This window comes from Murimonas intestini, from assembly GCF_024622195.1.
Classification (GTDB): domain Bacteria; phylum Bacillota; class Clostridia; order Lachnospirales; family Lachnospiraceae; genus Murimonas; species Murimonas intestini.
In genome coordinates this window covers 47,584-66,396 of record NZ_JANKBI010000016.1, presented here as the reverse complement: position 1 = coordinate 66,396, position 18,813 = coordinate 47,584, and the positions used below count along the sequence as shown (strand labels likewise).

The window sequence follows — 18,813 nt, the reverse complement described above, 5'->3', positions numbered from 1 at the left end:
TAGTCAAGTTTATATCCGCAATATTGTTAACCTTTCACAGACCCTGTCATACCTGCCACGAACTGCTTCTGCATCAGGAAGAATATGAGCGCTGTGGGCAGAGTAGCGATAACTACTGCTGTCATCATCATACCATAATCAGGCGTATAGGATGACCCCATTGCCGAGATGATGAGCGGCAGGGTCCTCTTCTGCGGGGACTGCAGTGCTATCAGGGGCCACAGGTAATTATTCCAGCTGGTCATAAATGTCACAACAACAGCTGCCGCGTAGGTAGATTTCATTGTGGGCATAAATATCCTGGTAAATATCCCAAACTCACCCAGTCCGTCTATCCTGGCTGCCTCTATCAGCTCCCTCGGGAATGTCTTTGTATTCTGCCTGAAAAAGAAAATAAGGAACGCTGTGGCAACAGCAATTATAACTACTGCTCCCGGCGAATTTAATCCTACCAGTTTCAGCCCCGGAATGTTTCCGAATTTAGAAAATAACCGGAACAGCGGTACCATGAGCGCCGCAAACGGAACCATCATGGAGAGCAGGATAATATTGAAAGCTCTGTCTTTCCCTTTTGATTTATATACTTCAAAAGCATAACCGGCTGCCGAGGATACCAGCATTGCAAGTACCGTGGTAACGACTGCAATGACAAGTGAATTTTTAAATGCATTCAGGTACTGGAGATCAGAGGCCAGCAGCGCCTTCAGGTTCTCAAAGAAATATGTACCCGGTATCAAAGTCCCTTTTGTCACATCCACTGACTTGTTGGTAGCTGCAATGATCATCCACAGAAAAGGAAATACTGAAACAACTGACAAGATCGTCAGGATCACATACTGGACTGCATTTGATGCTTTTGCTTTCTTACTCATTCTTTGTCGTCACCTACTTTCATCTGAATAAAGGACAGAATCACGATCAATACAACTATGACATATGATACAGCTGCCGCATAGCCGAAGTTGGGCTGGTATTTGAACAGCAGATTATAGATATACTGGGAAATTGTGATCGTGGCATTCGCAGGTCCTCCGTTTGTGATATTCACAGTCTCGTCAAACAGCTGCAGGGTTCCGATGGTGGAATTAATTGTAGTAAACAGGATAATCGGCTTTAACAGCGGCAGGGTAATTGATTTAAATTTCTGGAATCCATTTGCCCCGTCTATGGAAGCTGCTTCATAAATTGAATCATCTATGCTCTGCAGGCCTGACAGATAAAACACCATATTATATCCTGTCCACCTCCATGTTATTGCGATAATGATAAGTACTCTGGCAAAAACAGGATCTGTGATCCAGGCTATGGGATTGGAAATAATATGCAGGTTCATGAGGATGGCATTTACAAATCCATCTGTGGCAAACAGGCTCTTAAAGATAATAGAATATGCCACCAGAGATGTCACACATGGAAGAAAAATGGCTGTCCTGAAAAAACCTCTGAACTTCAGTTTCTTATTGTTCAGCATAGAGGAAATGACAAGGGCCAGGATAATCATGATCGGAACCTGGATGACAAGATAAAGCACTGTGTTAAACAGGGCCTTTTTAAAGGTGGAGTCTGTCAGAAGCCTCTCATAGTTTGCAGCTCCGGAAAAGCTCAGATTATTTGCCATTCCGGTCTGGAGCGATGTAAAAAATGCCTGAACCATGGGATAGAATACAAATGCAATGATCAGGGCCATACTTGGAATGATAAACAGCCAGGATCTGCGGTTTTGACGCATCTGTACACTGCTGTGTGATTTATACATAATGGCTTTCTCCTTCTGAAATTTCAAGAATGCCTCTGCAATCCGCGGGAGGCTTTATCTGCTTTCAAGATAAAAGGGTGCGCCGTTTCGGCGCGCCCCCGCTATATTATTTCTACTGTGCTACTGCTGCCTCTGCCTGGATCTGATAATCTCCCAGGACGGAGTCCATATCAGCTCCTCCAACGATAGCCTGTACAGCTTCAGTCATAATGTCTTCAATAGCATAAGTGTGCATTCCATAGTTAACGCTTGGCACTTCTTTTGTCCAGTTAGAGAAATCATCAAAAATCTTCTGTCCTCCGAAGAACTCTGAGCCTTCTGAATAGTTCGGGGCTTCTGATGCCGTATTCAGAGTGCTGACCAGCGTAATATCCTTAACAAGCTGGTTCATAAGGTCTACGTTGCCTGCAAATGTCTTTGCCAGGAAATCTTTTGCCAGCTCTTCATGTCCAACGTTTTTCAGCACATACCATCCTGCACCGCCTATAGAAGAAGCATTGATGGAAGCATCGTTGATCTCCATTTTCGGGAATGGAGCTACTGCCCATTTTCCGCTCTGGTCTTCTGCCTTCTGGATAGAAGGTGCTATCCAGCATCCTGTTACAACTGAAGCCACTTCCCCGTTATTAAATGCTCCTACGAACTGATCCCAGTCAGCTACCTGCTTTGTAATGCCTGCATCTACCAGATTCTTGTATTCTGTAACAGCATCCTTGAGGGCCTGGTTATCTTCGATAGATACTTTCCCCTCCGCATCTGTGTACCAGCTTCCGGCGCTCTGCATCATCATACGTATCTGTCCGATATCGCTGGGATCTAATGTACACATATCTACTCCGCATTTTTCCTTGACTGCTTTACCTATCTCAATATATTTTTCCCAGGTAAGATCCTGCATATCTTCCTGTGTATATCCTGCCTCTTCAATATAATCTGTCCTGTAGAAGGTAGCTGCGACACCGCTGTCAAAGGGGATTCCATACATCTTGCCGTCTGCCTGGTTAACTCCTGTCTTATAGGCTGCAAAATCATCCGGCTTTGCCACGTCATCCAGCTCCGCAAATTCATCTGTATAAGCGGTCAGGTAACCCTGTGCCTTGTAGTCTTCAATCAGTACAATATCAGGAAGTCCGTCATACGACTGTGAGGAAAGGCTTGTATTAAGTTTTGCCACAATATCATCCTGGGCCATAGTCACTACATTTACCTCTGCATCAGGATTCTCTTTCTGATAGATCTCTTTTGCCTCATTTGCCGCCACAATATTAAATGCTTCATCCCAGGCCCATATTGTGAGGGTCTTGTCTGATGCATCATCTGCAGCCTTTACTGTTCCGAGCCCTGCATCAGAACACACTGCAATACCCATTGCCATTGTACCTGCCATCATGACTGCCAACACTTTTTTAACCTTCATTTTTGTCCTCCTTTTAAAAACCAGAAATTTCATCTGCACCTTAGTGCTCTTTGTTTTGTTGAAATTATCTTATCACAGGGGGGTTGTTTTTCTTTAGGAATATGTTTGCAGAAATTTTTAATATTTTAAGAATCTGGAATTAGTACTAGAAATATTTTAAGAAATTTGGGAAATTTTAAGGGGATGCCCTGCGGCATCCCCTATAATGCTTACAACTTTGATCTGTACCCTGTGCAGGGCTTCATCCACATCACTGCCGTTTATGATGGACTGCAGTTCCGAGGAGAGCTGTTCCTCTGCGTCATAAGTGTTCAGTCCGTAATTTACGCCCGGCACTTCCTCAGCCACTTTTGCAAATGTCCTTAAGATCACTTCGTTACCAAAGTATTCGTTCGGTGTCTGATAATTTGGAAGGCTTCCGGCGTCCTTTCTGGTGCTCACAAGATTGATCTCACCAACAAGCTCATTGAGGAATTCCTTATTTTCCCCAAATGTGCCTGCCATAAATTCCTTTGCCTCCTCCACATTGCCTTTATTTTTCAGCAGGTACCAGCTGCTCCCGCCTATATTGGAAGCATTCACTGATTCAGGACAGCTGCCCATTTTGGGGATCCTGGCCACTCTCCAGCAGCCAGCCTGTTCTTCGGATTCCTGGATGGTTGACGCGATCCAGCAGCCCGACACTACGCTGGCCACCTTCCCGCTCTGAAATGCTGAGACAAATTCATCCCACCCCAGGGCAGTACACGCCACTCCCTCATCCAGAAGCTTCTTATAAATACATATGGCATCCTTGAGGACCTGATTTCCCTCTATATCCACGTCTGTGCCATTTGGTCCCACATACCACTTTCCCGCACTCTGGAGCATGATCCTGATGATCCCCAGATCCTTAGGCTCAACTGTCAGCAGATAGGCGCCTGTCTTCTCCCTGACTGCTTTTCCAATCTCAATAAATCTCTCCCATGTCAGGTCTTCCATATCCTCTTCCTTATACCCTGCCTTCTCAATCAGGTCCAGCCGGTAAAACATGACAGCAGCGCCGCTGTCAAAGGGGATGCCGTAGCATCTGCCCTCCCTGGATACAAGACTTGTCTTATAATCCATAAACTCGCTGTAATCCAGAACGTCCGACAGTTCCGCGAATTCATCTTCATATTTCAGGAAAAATTCCTGTATCTCGTAATCCTCCACCAGCACAATATCCGGTAGGTTCTCATAAGCCTGTGCCGCCAGGCCGTAATCCAGCTTCCCGACTATCTCATTTCTCTCCCTGGAAACAACCTCTATCTCTACATCCGGATGTTCCTTCTCATAATAGTCCTTTGCCAGCTTTGCCGCCTTCACATTGAATGAATCATCCCAGGCCCACATGGTAAGCTTTGTCTTTTTTGCTACCTGCCCTGTTTCCCCCGGCGCCTGGGACACGGCCGACCCAGCTCCCGCACATCCTGTCATGGCCAGCGCTCCTGTCAGAATGGCAGAAACCAGGATTCTTCTTTTCTTAGACTTACTTTTCTCCATTTTTCCTGTCCTTCAGATAATAATAGGACGTGCATTCATACCTGCACACGCCGTCCAGCCTCTCATCCCAGCGCTCTCCTTTGTATTTCTCAATAAATCCCTGGAACTCATTCTGGAAGGGTATGTTGTCACAGATGTGGAAACGGCTGACACTTGTGATCCCGTTTCCGTCAATGGGAACTTCGTTCTGGACAGCGTAGGGGCTGTCAAAGGCCGCATGTGGAGGTTCTGCCGCCCATGCGTATCCCACATAGTCTTCGCTTCCTGTACCGAAGGTAGAGGGAAATTTCTCCCCGTCCACAAAAAATTTCTCATCTCCTTCACCCCACCACCAGTCTACAGTCTTTTCATCCATCTCGCCCCACCACCAGCTCTTTGCCTGCTCTGCCGGGGCTTTCCAGGTGTTTTCCACCATGAGGTTCATCCCGCAGAACCTGCCTGTCCCTTTTGCCAGCAGTACAGGCCAGTCAGGCCACCTGTCACCACCCGGCTGGAAACGTGTATATGGAAGGCCTGCTTTCTTTAACTCTTCTGTCCCGTCTCCCGTGTGGGTCTTACAGCAGAAGCGCATGGCGCTGTCTATCCACTCCGGCTCCTCGTCCCTCTGGACCAGGATGAGTTTAAAAATAAGCGGCTCTGACCCGTTATTCTTAAGGGCTATGTCAAACATCCTGTACGGCATATACCAGTATGCGGCTGCCTCCTCCGGCCCCACCATTACAGGATAGGAGCGAAATTCAGACGCACCGCCCGGGCTGGCATAAAAATTTCCAAGCCTGCACTCAATTGACGGCTCCTCCTCCCTGTCCCAGTAAATACTCAGGCCCGTCTGTCTAAAGAGCTGTAAAAGGTCTGTCCCGCCGGGCAGAGTTTTTACAGCAAGACACGTCAGGGCACCCGGAACCTTCTCTCTTCCCTTCCATCTCTCACCAGGATTTATCCTCAGCTTCAGTTCCTGTACCCTCTCCCCCTTATCCATCCTGTACGGATATTTTCCTTTAGATGACAGCTGCCTGTCTGTGACCGCCAGGGGAATCCTCATATCACGCATGAGCTGCATATCAAAGGAAGGCAGCATAGTCTCTTTCGGAAATACACTGTACGTAAAATGGTAATACATTCCCCAGCCTTTATTCAAAAGGATCCTGCAGCGTTTCTGGAAGGGTATGGGGATAAACCTGTTCTTCCCTCTGGAGAGCGTCATCATCATCCCCGGATAATTGGCAGGCATTGGCTCGTCACAATATTTCTCAAAGAAATCCCTGAACTCCATATCTATCTCCGGCTCCCTGCGGTCATCTATAAATATTCTGATATGGCCCTTGCCCGGCATGGCAGACCAGACCCTCCAGACGACGCCCGGCCCTTTTTTATCAAACACTACATAGGAGCCCTTCTCCTCACTTATGCAGCCAGTCCCGTCCTCATTTGCTCCCCAGTCTATATACCTGTCTTTTCTTCCATCATATCTGGACCTCCTGTCAAAGCTGGAGAAGCATCCTCCCTGCTCACCCTTCCTGGGCGCTATGGCCAGTCCCCTTAAATCAGTCATTTTCTCCAGCAGCTGCTCGTATGTATAATTTTCCATCAATCAGCACCTCCCCCTATTAAATACATCTGACTGCATCCTTAACTGTGCTTACCCCTATGATTTTTATGCCCTGCAGCTTTTCCACAGACTTCAGGCAGACCTGCGGCAGGATCACGGTCTCAAATCCCAGCTTTCTGGCTTCCGCCACTCTCTGTTGGACCATGCTGACAGCCCTCACCTCACCGCTTAAGCCCACTTCGCCAAAGGCTATGGTTTTCTCGTCCACAGGCCTGTCCTTATAGCTGGACACGATAGCCAGGACAATGGCCAGGTCAATGGCCGGCTCATTCATCCTGATCCCGCCTGCAATATTCACATATGCATCGCAGGCAGACAGATGCATTCCCAGTCTCTTTTCCAGCACTGCCATGAGCAGGTTCACCCTGTTATAATCTGTTCCCGCCGCCGTCCTCCTGGGCATAGCCAGATTGCTCTGGCAGACGAGCGCCTGCACTTCCAGCAGGATCGGCCTCGTCCCCTCCATGGAGCATGCCACGATGGACCCGGAAGAGTTCTCCGGCTTCCCGCTCAGCATATATTCAGAAGGATTTGCCACCTGCTCAAGCCCTGTATCCCGCATTTCGAACACACCTATCTCATTTGTGGAGCCAAACCTGTTCTTGACCCCTCTTAAGATGCGGTAGGCAGCATGCCTGTCCCCCTCGAAATAAAGGACGGTATCCACCATATGCTCCAGCACCCTGGGCCCTGCCACCACGCCTTCTTTTGTCACGTGCCCCACGATAAAGATAGAGATCCCAATCCCCTTCGCCAGCTGCATCAGAACTCCTGTAGATTCCCTCACCTGAGAGACACTTCCCGGCGCTGAAGACACAGTCTCATTATACATAGTCTGAATGGAATCGATCACTACCACATCCGGCTTCCTGGCCTTTATGACTTCGCTGATCGTATCCAGATTTGTCTCACACAGCAGGAGCAGGCTCTCCCCGAACTCTCCTATCCTCTGGGCGCGGAGCTTGATCTGCTGCAGTGATTCCTCACCCGAGATATACAGGACAGATTTATTCAGCTCCGTCAGATTTTTGCACACCTGGAGCAGCAGGGTGGATTTCCCTATGCCCGGGTCACCGCCCACCAGCACCAGGGAGCCGGGCACGATCCCTCCGCCCAGCACTCTGTCAAGCTCCTCCATGCCCGTAGTGATCCTCAAAGCCTCACTTGTGTCCACTTCTTTCAGGGACACAGGCTTCAGATTTTCCCTTTTCTTAACAGCCTCCCTGGCAGATACGCCCTTCTGGACTACCTCCTCCACAAATGTATTCCACTCCCTGCAGGACGGACACTGTCCCGCCCATTTAGAAGATTCATATCCGCAATTCTGGCAGTAAAATACCGTTGTCTTACCCTTTGCCATAAATTTCTCCTTCTGTCTATTGTTTTCTCAACGTGTGCAGCCTTTAGTAGAAAAAGACCGCTGGAACCTCTCGTCCCAACGGCCTCCTCCTCTGGCACAGGCATAAGCCCATGCTTTACTGTACTCTGCAGGTAATGGTCAGTTACCTTTTACGATCTTGATTGCAGCGTTCCTGCCCGGATCCAGCTCAACACTGAGTACGAGCTTTCCTCCCATGTTTGCCTTGACGCTTCCTGCGTCCGCTCCGTCTATGTATACGCTGTACTCAGCACCGTCTTCCATCTGCACTGTAATCTGGGCATCTTCCGAGCCTTCCACCTCAAATTCCATCGTGTCTCCTGTCACAGAGAGCCCGTGAACTGCAGTTCCCGGCACAGACTCATAGACAAACATCCCATTACGTTCCAGTTTCGTGATTTCCCTGTAGGTCTTCACCTTATATAAATCGCCTTCATGCTCGTATCCATCCATCTTTTCTTTCTGAATCAGTTCATAATTCCCGAAACTAATGGTACCATCTGCTTCTGTGCGTATTAACTCTGTTACAACTGACATTTTAATGCCCTCCTAAGATCTTGTTGTGAACGGGAAAAGGCGGTCTGCGCTTTTCCCGCCGCATTTGTAATTTCAAATTTGTTGGCTAAATTCTATCACAAAATAGAGAAATATGCTAGATATTTATCTTATTTCACAAAAAATTTAATTTTGTCTCCGCTTACGCCCACACTTACAGTATCGCCCTCTTTTATCCTGCCCTCCAGTATCTCTTCTGCAAGGGCATCCTCTATCTTGTTCTGGATAGCCCGCTTCAGGGGTCTTGCACCGTATTTCTGGTCATAGCCCTCCTTCGCGATAAAATCCCTGGCCGCCGGACGTACATTCAGGGTGATATTCATCTGCTCCCTGCAGCGCTTAGCAAAGCCCTTTACAAGTATATCCACGATCTCACGGATATTTTCCTTTGTAAGTGAATGAAATACAATGATCTCATCAATACGATTTAAGAATTCCGGTTTGAAGAGACGCTTTACCTCTTCCATGACGCTACCCTTCATCCTGTCATAATTCTGCTTCTCATCATCCACGGCGCCGAACCCAAGCTTTTTCGGTGACATGATTGACTGGGCGCCCGCATTTGAGGTCATGATAAGGATCGTATTCTTAAAATCTATCTTCCTGCCCTGGGCATCTGTGATATGTCCGTCATCCAGCACCTGCAGCAGGATATTAAACACATCCGGGTGGGCTTTCTCTATCTCATCAAAGAGGATAACGGAATAAGGATTGCGGCGCACTTTTTCACTCAGCTGTCCGCCTTCATCATAGCCCACATATCCGGGCGGTGAGCCCACCAGCTTGGATACGCTGTGCTTCTCCATATACTCAGACATATCTACCCGGATCATGGCCTGTTCGCTTCCGAATACTGTCTCTGCCAGAGCCTTGGACAGCTCTGTCTTGCCCACGCCTGTAGGCCCCAAAAACAGAAAAGAACCTATCGGCCTCTTGGGATCCTTCAGTCCCACTCTTCCCCGGCGCACCGCCTTTGCCACGGCAGTCACTGCCTCTTCCTGCCCGACAACACGCTGATGCAGTGTCTTATCCAGCTTCAGAAGCCTCTGGCTTTCCTTTTCCGCAAGCTTCTTCACAGGTATCTTTGTCCACGAGGAGACCACGTCTGCGATATCCTCCTCTGTCACCTGAAGCCTGTTCTGGGAATACTTCCGCTCCAGCCTCTGCTTCATGCGGGCCAGTTTATCTTCTTTATCCTCCTGCTCTTTTTTCAGGAGGGCAGCCCTCTCGAAATTACCTTCCTTGATGGCCTCTTCCTTTTCGTCGTAGAGATCAAAGATCTCGTTCTGGAGCTCTTCTATATTATGCGGGACCTTGTAGCCCCCTAGCTGTTTTTTGGACGCTGCCTCATCTATGAGATCAATGGCCTTATCGGGAAGAAATCTGTCATTTATATAACGCTCTGACATTTTCACTGCCGCTTCCAGCGCTTCGTCAGTGATGATTACCCCATGGTGTTCTTCATAACAGGACCTCAGCCCTTTAAGTATCTCCAGGGCTTCTTCCGGCGTAGGCTCATCTACGGTCACAGGCTGGAACCTGCGCTCCAGGGCAGGGTCTTTCTCAATATATTTTCTGTATTCTTCAATAGTCGTGGCTCCGATCAGCTGGATCTCACCCCGGGCCAGAGCCGGTTTTAGGATATTAGAAGCATCCATAGCGCCCTCGGCGCCGCCCGCTCCGATGATGGTGTGCAGCTCGTCTATAAATAACAGCACATCACCGCTCTCACTGACCTCTCTTATGACCTTTTTTATCCTCTCCTCAAACTCGCCTCTGTATTTAGAACCGGCTATCATACTTGCCAGGTCCAGGGTCACCACCCTCTTATCCTGGACTGTCTGAGGGACAGCCCCTGTCACTATCCTCTGGGCCAGCCCTTCCGCGATCGCCGTCTTTCCGACTCCCGGCTCGCCGATCAGGCAGGGGTTGTTCTTAGTCCTCCTGCTCAGGATCTGCAAAAGCCTGTTGATCTCCATCTCACGCCCTATGACAGGATCCAGCCCGCCTTCCCCTGCCATCTGCGTAAGATCCCTTCCATACTGATCAAGGGTAGGTGTCCCGGTTCCGCCGCTCTGCTTATTTCTGGCCGCTTTGGCGTTCTGGATCAGCTCCTTGTACATCTCCTCACCGATTCCCATAGTCTCTAATACTTCTATAAAGACCTTCTGGAAATTCACATTCATGGTATAGAGAAGCTTGGATGCCACACATTCTGTATCCTTCAGAAGAGACATGAGGATATGCTCTGTTCCTATCTCCTCCATGTGAAAGGACACTGCCTCCCCGCGGCTGTTGTCCAGGATAGCTTCGGCCCTGGGGGTATATCCCTCTCTTCCGGCCAGGGCTGTATTTCCCTCCGGCGCGATCAGCTCGTCGATCATCCTGAGAAGCTTCTCCTCCTCCAGTCCGCAGTCCCTGAGCACCATGCCTGCAGTCCCGTGCTGCTCACGCAGCAGCCCCAGCAGCAGATGCTCCGAGCCGATGTAGCTGTGTCCCAGCTGCTTTGCCGCATTTTTAGCCGCTTTCAGTGCATCCTTTGCACTCTGTGTATACTCAATACGCATGTAAAATGTTCCTCCTGCTATTCATATTCTGAAAAAATCTCATCTACCAGCTGGTGAACCTCCTGGCATGATATATTCCTGCATCTGCCCTCCGCCAGGATCACCTGCAGGTTCCTCTTCATTTCTTCTATGGCCCTCATCTTATCCACATCAAGGGATACGATGGCTCCCCTCCTCCTGTCGATGGTAACAAAGCCCTCCTGCTTTAAGACTGAATAAGCCTTGTTTACGGTATGCATATTAATGCCGATATCCTCCGCCAGCTGACGCACTGACGGCAGAGTATCACCCTCCTGTATATTTGACGTGGCAATCCCCAGAATTATCTGGTTACGAAGCTGTATATAAATAGCTTCCTCACTTTGAAAATCAATTTTAATATACATGCTATCACCTTTCCTGTTCTGTATGCCTGATTATCCTGCGTTTGTTATACGTATAATAGCACAAAACTCACAATAAAACAAGAGCATCAAAAAAGGAAAGCGCTGATGAAACGTCCATCATCGCTTTCCTTCTGTACTTTCCAAGACACACGCCCGTGCGCCATCAGTATATATAGCCAAACTCCTCCACTGCTTCACATACTGCCCGCAGATTATCAAAGGATGTATGGGGATTGACGCTCCCCACTGTGCTGACTACAATATGCTTCCCTTCCCCAGCCTGTCTGATGTTATTTTTGACACACTGGTGTATGCTCTCAGGTGTCCCCCTCAAAAGAATGTCTTTTGGTGGTATCTGCCCATATATCACAGTATCCGGCATCACCTTCAGGATCTCTTCTGCTTCGATGTAAGGATCCACATTCACTTCATTTACCCCGATATTTTTCAAAAGAGGCAGCAGATGGAGCATATGGTAGTCTGCGTGGTAATATCTGCGTCCCTGGCTTCCCGGAGCAAACCTCTCATAGATTTCCCCCTCTGCTTCCCTGATAAATTCATCATAGAGATATGGCGGAAGCATTCCTGCCACATCGCTGGCAAAAGAGAATTTATTTTGGCCCTTAAATCCCGTGGCGCTTCTCATCGACTCCAGATAGCGTACCGACATCCTTTTCCAGAATTCCACCAGCTCGCGGATCTCATCGGGGTCCGTCATGATCCATGTCAGGAAATTTGTAATCCCGCACAGCTGGCCCAGCATAGTGGCACAGCCTTTGATTGAATCGCCGTAAGTTATGGTTATCCCATAATCTCTCTGGATCCTCTCCCTCCATTCCAGAAACCTGGGAACAAGCCCGCTTGACAAAAAGTCTGTATTCTCCATTCTGGAGATAAAAGGACCTATCTCCTCCGGGTCATGGATGACCGGCTCCAGTACGGGAGTAGCATCACGGCCGCACCTGAGGGCACCTCCGTAAACAGACGCATCCAGGATCACTCCAAAATCTATTTCCGGCATGATTTTATACCCAAATTCTTTTTCTGTTGATTTTGAACATTTTTCACGCATCTGCTGCTGGTAATCATATTCCGTGTAATACCTGGCGCAGTCCAGCTGCATATAGGCACAGATCCAGTCTCCATTCAGATAAAGGCTGACCGGCACCCTGGGAATATCCTCACCCAGAGTCATACATACCTGGTTCATTTTCCAAAATTCCTTATAATCAATCACGTCTGCCATCCCTCCTGTACATAAATTTAACTTTTCCCTGCACCTCATCCTGACCCCCGGCTTCAATATATTCCAGTCCCTGCCCCGGCCTGCCAAGCATTCCTGACGCAGTCTTCCCTCCTGCCGAATATCCGTAGAATACCACTTCTTCCCAGTCAAGTTCTGACGTTGACTGTATATCCCGCTCCGTATGAGGTATGAGAGAACCATTTTTCACAAGTACAATGATCGGGATACCGGCTGCTTCTATCTGATATCCCGCATTGCCTTTATAGCTCCTGCAGGTCTGGTAATCAATCCACTCTCCTTCCGGGAGGTATACATATCTGCTGCAGATATTTGCCTCCAGAAGAGGGGCTACCAGCATATTTTCTCCAAACATGTACTGGTCGCCGATCTTCCAGCAGATAGGATCCCGGGGATAATCTATAGCCAAAGCACGCACTACCGGCAGTCCCCGTTCTGCGGCATACACAGACTGGGTGTAGATGTAGGGGAGCAGATGATATCTTGTACTGACAATTTTCCTGAAGCTCTCAGTAAATTCTTCCCCATACTCCCACGGCTCCTTGGGCGGCTGTCCATGACATCTTATGTGGGAGGTAAAAATTCCGAATGCCAGCCACCTCAGGTACAGCTCCGCCGGACTTTTTTTGACAAATCCGCCCACATCATGGCTCCAGTATGTAAAACCGCAGGCTCCCAGGCTGAGGCCTCCGCGCAGGCTTGACGCCATGCCTGAATCGCTTGTCTCTGAATCCCCTCCCCAGTGCACCGGATACTTCTGGCTTCCTGCCCAGGCGCTCCTGGCCCAGATTACAGCCTGTTCTGCCCCGGCTCTTTTTTGTCCCTCACAGACTGCTTTTGCGTAGCGCAGCGGATAGAGGTTGTGTTCTGTCAGCCCGCTTTTTCCGCTTTTGTACTGCCCTGCAAGGGGAGCCCCCTCACCAAAGTCCGCCTTAATGGCAGAAACACCCATACGGGTCAGTTTTTCTATCTTTCTGCTGTACCATTCACCTGTGTCTTCGCTGCTGAAATCCAGCACCGCATCTTCTCCTGGAAGCCTTCCTTCCCCGTCTAAAACTGCCAGCCCCTTTTCCATGATCTCGGGATATAGTGTATTATTAGGATTGAAATATGGCATCTGCCACAGGCTGGCATGAAGATCCATGTCTTTAAGTTCCCTCAGCATTTCTTCCGGATCTTCAAACCTATCCGGCGCAAACTCATAATTACACCGCCACTCTACATCAAACCAGCCTGTGTCAATATGTATTACATCACAGGGGATCCTGTGGCTGCGCAGGTTTTTGGCCACTGCCATCACTTCCTTCTGTGACTGGTAAGTGATCCTTCCCATCCAGAGTCCAAAGGTCCAAAGAGGAAGAACAGGTGCCCTCCCCGTAAGACGTGTATAACTCTCCAATATCTGTCTTGGATCTCCCAGTATAAAAAAGCAGTCCAGTATCTCATCCCCGGCATAAATATTGGCAGCCGCATTATAGCTGTAGCCCAGATCAAAGGTCACCGGCGCGGAGGTATGCACAAAAAGTCCATATCCGCTGCTGCTGATCAGAAACGGCACTGGTTTGTACATCTCCCGGTTCATAGTTCCCTTTGGATCACACATCCACAAATTCAGCTTCTGGCCCCTCTTATTTATTTCTGTGAAGGATTCCCCTCCTCCCAGAAAAGCTTCATCCGGCTTGATGGACAGAGACAGGGACAGATATCTTTTCAGGTCATCTGTACACCGCACAAAAGAGGTGGGCACTGGTTCACTGTTTACAATCCCCGCTTTGTCCTGGATCAGCTTTGTCTTAGTCAGCAGCCGTCCGCTCCTGTCTAATATCCTGATCCTGGATGGCTCAAACTCAATGACACAGCTTCCCGCGCTGTCTGTATAGCAGACACCCCCCTCCTGCCTCCTGCACTCCCACCGGGATTCCTGAAATTTTTCAAGCATAAGGGATTTTTCCCTTCTATCCGGCAGAGGGCCTTTTGCCGACATCCTGAGACGGATCACATTTGTGCCAATAAAAGATATATCAAAAGGCAGCAGCTTATCCTGTCCATATTCATCAGGGAATTCCCACCCTCCGCTCCTCTCGAACGGCATGGATACCTGGCTGAAGGACGTGCGTATTTTCTTAGAATACCGCTGCCATTCCATCACACCTGCTCCGCTGTGCACATCCAGTTCCTTTACTCTTGTCATATGGAAGAATATATTATTCTCCTCTGCGAAAGGCTGGCTGACATCAATCACTTCATTCAGCAGACGTATATTACGAAAGCCCATAAAGCACCCCTTCCTCACTTATATTTTTGCTATTACCTGCTGTACCGGTCCGTCATTATCCCTAATCAAAGACCTCCCTGCAGGTATGTCCACCCGGCTCATTGCCCGCGGGAATAAGGATCTGTCGCATCACGCAGCGCATCCCCGATAAAATTTAAGGACAGCACTGTCAGCATAATTGCCAGCCCCGGAATCATGATCCAGGGATACAATGCGATCACTCTGAAGTTCTGTGCCTCCTTCAGCAGAGTCCCCCAGCTGGTCATAGGAGGACGCAGCCCAAAGCCTAAAAAGCTTAAGCCCGATTCCGCCAGTATCGTCTGGGGAATCGTCAGAGTCGCCAGTACGATCAGATGGCTGTTCAAAGACGGCAGAATGTGCCGGAACAATATTCTGGGGGTGGACGCTCCCATGGAGACGGCCGCTCTCACATATCCGCTCTCTCTGGCGGCAAGTGTCTTTCCTCTCACCTGCCTGGCCACATTTCCCCAGCTGACTACCGACAGCACAAGAGCTACCCCCAGCATCAGGATCACAGGGCTCATATCAGCAGGCAGAAAGGCGGCCAGCGCCAGTCCCAGAGGCACATTCGGTATGATCAGGAATAATTCCACGATCCTCTGTATGACCATATCGGCTGCCCCTTGAAAATACCCCGATATCATCCCTGCAAGAGTCCCCAGAAAGAGGGTGATAACAGCTGTTATAAATGCAATGATGATCGAGATCCTGCCGCCGTACAGCACACGGCTGAATACATCCTGCCCGATCGAGTTTGTACCGAACAGAAAGAAATCCCCTCCTTCTGCCCCTATAAAATGCAGGTCAAATTTCATACCTAAAATCCTGTAAGGCTCCCCCTTGATGAACAGCTTCAGAGGATATCTTTTAGAAGTGTCCTCTGTCCATGTCATCTCACCTGTCTTCAGGTTAAACTCTGATTCCAGCCCATAGACAAACGGAGTATGGAGCTTCCCGTCCTCACCCCTGATATGTATGCTCTGGGGCGGCGTACTGGCATATCTTGTCGTCTGGCTCTCCCCATATGGTGCGAAAAATTCAGCAAATACCAGGAGCACCATGATTACTGTAAAAATAATCAATCCTGCCATTCCCACCTTGTGTCTTTTAAATCTGTGCCACATCCTGTCCCCTCCTTATTTACTGTCCAGCCTGATCCTGGGATCGGACCATCCAAGCGCCAGATCTGCTATCAGGTTGCCAGCCAGCAGAAGTATGACGGTCAGCAGCAGGTAAGCTCCTGCCAGATACATATCCTGAGACTTCAGCGCCTGTATAAAAGTCGGCCCCATGACCGGCAGATTGAGGACAACAGCTGTCACTACGATACCTGATATCAGTTTCGGGGCCAGAAGCCCTGCCAGGCTGATCAGCGGATTCATGGCGATCCTGACTGCATGCCGGATGATGACCCTGTGTTTTTTAAGTCCCTTAGCCCTGGCCGTCATAATATAGGGCTGTGACATCACTTCTATCATACTTCCCCTCATGATCCTCATGACCTCAGTAATATTAGACAGAGAGATCGCTGCAATGGGGATCCATATGTGCTTCATCAGATCCATAACCTTTTCCAGGCTCCACGGGGCATTTACAAACTGAGAGGAAAACAGCCCTCCCGCAATCCCGTATCCTGAGGATATGAGCAGATAGATCAGTATCAGCGCCAGGAAAAACGGGGGTATGGACAGCCCCAGAAATCCCAGGAAGGTAAAGACATGGTCCCCTATGGAATACTTATGCAGGGCCGAATAAATGCCTATGAACATTCCGGCCGCCCAGGCCAGCACAAAGGATATCCCGGTGATTATGACAGTCCACAGAAACTCACTCTTTATCAGTTCCATGACAGGCTTCTTATACAGAAAGGAATATCCCAGATCCCCCCGCACCACACCGCCTATCCATCTGAAATACTGCTCATATACGGGCCTGTCCAGCCCGTACTGCTGCCTCATCTTTTCAGCCACCTGCGCACTTCCGGCAGAATCTCCGCTCTGGCTGATGGCATATGTTACAAAATCCCCCGGCGGAAGCTGGATGATAAAAAATATCAGTATCGAGGCCAGAAAAAATGTTATCACAGCGACACCCAGCCGCCGCACGAAATAGGATTTCACAGACAGCACCTCCTACTGCTCATAGTATAAGATCCAGGGATGAATATGCTTCTCTCCACAGAATTCATTTCCTGATATCCAGGTTTCCGGCACATTCTTAAGCTTCGCGTTTACTACTCCGCATTCCATATATGTTGTAGTGGGGATCACAAAAAGATTCTCCGCTACAAGGGCGGAAAGTTCTTTGCCGTATCCGGCCCTTTTCTCATCATCTGTGGCGCCAAGCGCCTCCACACATTTTGCATTGATATCCTGAATAAACCGGGGCATTTCAACCCCCTCTTTTCCGTCTGAATGGTACCATGCCTGCATGGGCACACCAACGTTGTGCCAGAGGTAATCAGGTGCAGAAAGATCAGCCCAGGCATAATTAAAACGTACCGGGTCTACCGCCCCATCCAGCTTCCAGGCATATGCCGTGTAGGAATTATCCTGCCATCTGGCCAGCATCAGAGACCTCTCAATTGTATTTACAACTGCATCGATACCCAGCTTTCTCCAGTGCTCTGCCACCAGCTCTATCCCCTTAACCGGCCCGGAGCCGTATCCATCCTCTGTATCGATTACGATCGTCAGCGGTTTGCCGTCTATTTCACGGATCCCGTCATTATTTGTATCCTCCAGACCCAGTCCGTCAAGTATCTCGTTTGCTGTGTCAGGATCATATTCCGTGTACATTTTTGCATATTCTTCGCCCGGGTAAGACGGCGCCACCTCAAGCGGACATGCACCCCAGCCTTCTACCAGCCCGAAATACAGAGAATCACTGATCGCTTCCCTGTCGATCCCCAGGCTCAGGGCTTTCCTGAATTCCAGATCTCTGAAAAGCTCCCGCAGCTTCAGGTCTTCACATGCATAATTCAGCCTGATGCACGGTCCAAGGGAGGACGAACTGAGCGCCAGCGCCCTGTATCCCCCTGCTTCCTCATTCTGTTTATAATAGGAGTAATCAGAAAACTGCATATTCCTGACCTGGAAATCAATCTCACCTGCAGCTACCATGGCAGGAATGGAATCCGTACTGGCCACGTATTTAAATTCTATTGTGTCCACGTAGGGCAGCTGGTTTCCTTCCTGATCTACTTTCCAGTAATACGGGTTCCTCTCAGCCACTATCAGCCCGTTATCCGTGTAGGAGCTTACCTTCCACGGAGACAGCTGCGGCAGGTCTTCCAAACCCTTCCCATTTGTGTAGGAACACCAGGCGCTCGTGAGATCCTCCCAGGTTTTTGTATCATCATATCTGGGATCAAACTGCTTCAGATAATGTTCCGGTGCATAGGGCTGTTCAAATGTAGCCGCATATTCAATGGGATAGTATTCTTTTAATTTCAGCTCAACTGTATAGTCATCTATCTTCTTTGCCCCATCGGAAACCACGGCTGCTCCCAGGCCATTCTGTTCCAGAGGGACATTGCCGCTCTGGCGCACTCCAAGGTCATAGAGGATATCGTCCACTGTAAACGGCTCTCCATCCGACCATTTAATGCCCTTATGCAGTTTCAGCACAAGTGTAGTATTATCATCTCCCTGGTACTCCCAGCTCTCTACCAGATTAGGCTGGGCTACACCCTCCTGGCTTACATAGACCAGCAGTTCATGCCTGGCTCCTATATAGTTGAGGCTGTTCCAGTCAGAGACTCCCGTGTATACTCTCCTGATAGTCCCCCCATATGTGCCCACTGATTCAACCTGCTCTACATACGGCTCCTCCGGAAGGCGTTCTTCTGCCGGAGGCAGTTCCCCGCTCTCTACCTTTGCAGCCAGATCAGGCGCCTCTTTATATACGCCGGTATCCTGAGCCTTAGTCAAAGTCCTTTCCGGCACCTGTATACCTGCACTGCCGCAGCCCGCCAAAACTGATATTGCCATTACTACCCCCAACAGTTCCTTTGCCCTTTTTCTCATCATATTGCTGCACTCCTTTCTCCTGGCAGGCCT

At 49.1% G+C, this 18,813-nt stretch carries 14 protein-coding genes; all 14 read right to left on the bottom strand.

Features of this window, described 5'->3' with window-relative positions; all coding sequences use genetic code 11:
* Positions 1-26: 26 nt before the first annotated feature.
* The 14 genes from NSB28_RS19185 to NSB28_RS19120 all read right to left on the bottom strand — a co-directional run bounded on the left by NSB28_RS19185 (position 27) and on the right by NSB28_RS19120 (position 18,783).
* Positions 27-872, bottom strand: a complete 846-nt coding sequence (locus NSB28_RS19185; RefSeq protein WP_109748222.1) for a carbohydrate ABC transporter permease — start codon at positions 870-872, stop codon at positions 27-29.
* Positions 869-1,756 (bottom strand): carbohydrate ABC transporter permease, encoded by an 888-nt coding sequence (locus tag NSB28_RS19180; RefSeq protein WP_109748223.1) that lies wholly within the window; start codon positions 1,754-1,756, stop codon positions 869-871. The genes NSB28_RS19185 and NSB28_RS19180 overlap by 4 nt, the downstream gene beginning before the upstream one ends.
* A gap of 112 nt (positions 1,757-1,868) precedes the next feature.
* Complete coding sequence (locus tag NSB28_RS19175) at positions 1,869-3,173, bottom strand: ABC transporter substrate-binding protein (RefSeq protein ID WP_109748224.1); 1,305 nt, start codon at positions 3,171-3,173, stop codon at positions 1,869-1,871.
* Between the two features lie 156 nt (positions 3,174-3,329).
* A complete protein-coding gene (locus NSB28_RS19170) occupies positions 3,330-4,697 on the bottom strand; it encodes an ABC transporter substrate-binding protein (RefSeq protein WP_109748225.1) in 1,368 nt (455 codons plus the stop codon).
* Entirely contained in the window at positions 4,684-6,285 is a 1,602-nt protein-coding gene (locus NSB28_RS19165; RefSeq protein ID WP_109748226.1) for a DUF2961 domain-containing protein, read from the bottom strand. Before NSB28_RS19165 ends, NSB28_RS19170 begins: the two co-directional genes overlap by 14 nt.
* A gap of 19 nt (positions 6,286-6,304) precedes the next feature.
* Positions 6,305-7,666: a DNA repair protein RadA gene (gene radA, locus NSB28_RS19160; RefSeq protein WP_109748227.1), complete on the bottom strand. Its 1,362-nt coding sequence runs from the start codon at positions 7,664-7,666 to the stop codon at positions 6,305-6,307.
* Between the two features lie 138 nt (positions 7,667-7,804).
* Entirely contained in the window at positions 7,805-8,221 is a 417-nt protein-coding gene (locus NSB28_RS19155; protein ID WP_109748228.1) for an endosialidase, read from the bottom strand.
* A gap of 128 nt (positions 8,222-8,349) precedes the next feature.
* The gene (locus NSB28_RS19150; protein ID WP_109748229.1) at positions 8,350-10,806 is read right to left on the bottom strand and encodes an ATP-dependent Clp protease ATP-binding subunit; all 2,457 of its coding nucleotides are present in this window, start codon (positions 10,804-10,806) and stop codon (positions 8,350-8,352) included.
* Positions 10,807-10,823: 17 nt separating this feature from the next.
* Positions 10,824-11,192: a GntR family transcriptional regulator gene (locus NSB28_RS19145; protein ID WP_109748230.1), complete on the bottom strand. Its 369-nt coding sequence runs from the start codon at positions 11,190-11,192 to the stop codon at positions 10,824-10,826.
* A 163-nt stretch (positions 11,193-11,355) separates the two neighbouring features.
* Positions 11,356-12,429 (bottom strand): uroporphyrinogen decarboxylase family protein, encoded by a 1,074-nt coding sequence (locus NSB28_RS19140; protein WP_257497892.1) that lies wholly within the window; start codon positions 12,427-12,429, stop codon positions 11,356-11,358.
* Positions 12,422-14,731: a glycoside hydrolase family 31 protein gene (locus NSB28_RS19135; protein WP_109748232.1), complete on the bottom strand. Its 2,310-nt coding sequence runs from the start codon at positions 14,729-14,731 to the stop codon at positions 12,422-12,424. Before NSB28_RS19135 ends, NSB28_RS19140 begins: the two co-directional genes overlap by 8 nt.
* A 98-nt stretch (positions 14,732-14,829) precedes the next feature.
* Positions 14,830-15,876: an ABC transporter permease gene (locus NSB28_RS19130; protein ID WP_109748233.1), complete on the bottom strand. Its 1,047-nt coding sequence runs from the start codon at positions 15,874-15,876 to the stop codon at positions 14,830-14,832.
* A gap of 12 nt (positions 15,877-15,888) precedes the next feature.
* Complete coding sequence (locus NSB28_RS19125; protein ID WP_109748234.1) at positions 15,889-16,872, bottom strand: ABC transporter permease; 984 nt, start codon at positions 16,870-16,872, stop codon at positions 15,889-15,891.
* Positions 16,873-16,884: 12 nt separating this feature from the next.
* Complete coding sequence (locus NSB28_RS19120) at positions 16,885-18,783, bottom strand: ABC transporter substrate-binding protein (protein WP_109748235.1); 1,899 nt, start codon at positions 18,781-18,783, stop codon at positions 16,885-16,887.
* Between the last annotated feature and the right edge of the window lie 30 nt (positions 18,784-18,813).

Excerpts from the sequence above, each read along its gene's own strand:
- NSB28_RS19120 (WP_109748235.1), bottom strand. The coding sequence starts at position 18,783 with ATGATGAGAAAAAGGGCAAAGGAACTGTTGGGGGTAGTAATGGCAATA.
- NSB28_RS19185 (WP_109748222.1), bottom strand. The coding sequence starts at position 872 with ATGAGTAAGAAAGCAAAAGCATCAAATGCAGTCCAGTATGTGATCCTG.
- NSB28_RS19130 (WP_109748233.1), bottom strand. The coding sequence starts at position 15,876 with ATGTGGCACAGATTTAAAAGACACAAGGTGGGAATGGCAGGATTGATT.
- NSB28_RS19135 (WP_109748232.1), bottom strand. The coding sequence starts at position 14,731 with ATGGGCTTTCGTAATATACGTCTGCTGAATGAAGTGATTGATGTCAGC.
- NSB28_RS19170 (WP_109748225.1), bottom strand. The coding sequence starts at position 4,697 with ATGGAGAAAAGTAAGTCTAAGAAAAGAAGAATCCTGGTTTCTGCCATT.
- NSB28_RS19155 (WP_109748228.1), bottom strand. The coding sequence starts at position 8,221 with ATGTCAGTTGTAACAGAGTTAATACGCACAGAAGCAGATGGTACCATT.
- NSB28_RS19175 (WP_109748224.1), bottom strand. The coding sequence starts at position 3,173 with ATGAAGGTTAAAAAAGTGTTGGCAGTCATGATGGCAGGTACAATGGCA.
- NSB28_RS19180 (WP_109748223.1), bottom strand. The coding sequence starts at position 1,756 with ATGTATAAATCACACAGCAGTGTACAGATGCGTCAAAACCGCAGATCC.
- radA (WP_109748227.1), bottom strand. The coding sequence starts at position 7,666 with ATGGCAAAGGGTAAGACAACGGTATTTTACTGCCAGAATTGCGGATAT.
- NSB28_RS19150 (WP_109748229.1), bottom strand. The coding sequence starts at position 10,806 with ATGCGTATTGAGTATACACAGAGTGCAAAGGATGCACTGAAAGCGGCT.
- NSB28_RS19145 (WP_109748230.1), bottom strand. The coding sequence starts at position 11,192 with ATGTATATTAAAATTGATTTTCAAAGTGAGGAAGCTATTTATATACAG.
- NSB28_RS19165 (WP_109748226.1), bottom strand. The coding sequence starts at position 6,285 with ATGGAAAATTATACATACGAGCAGCTGCTGGAGAAAATGACTGATTTA.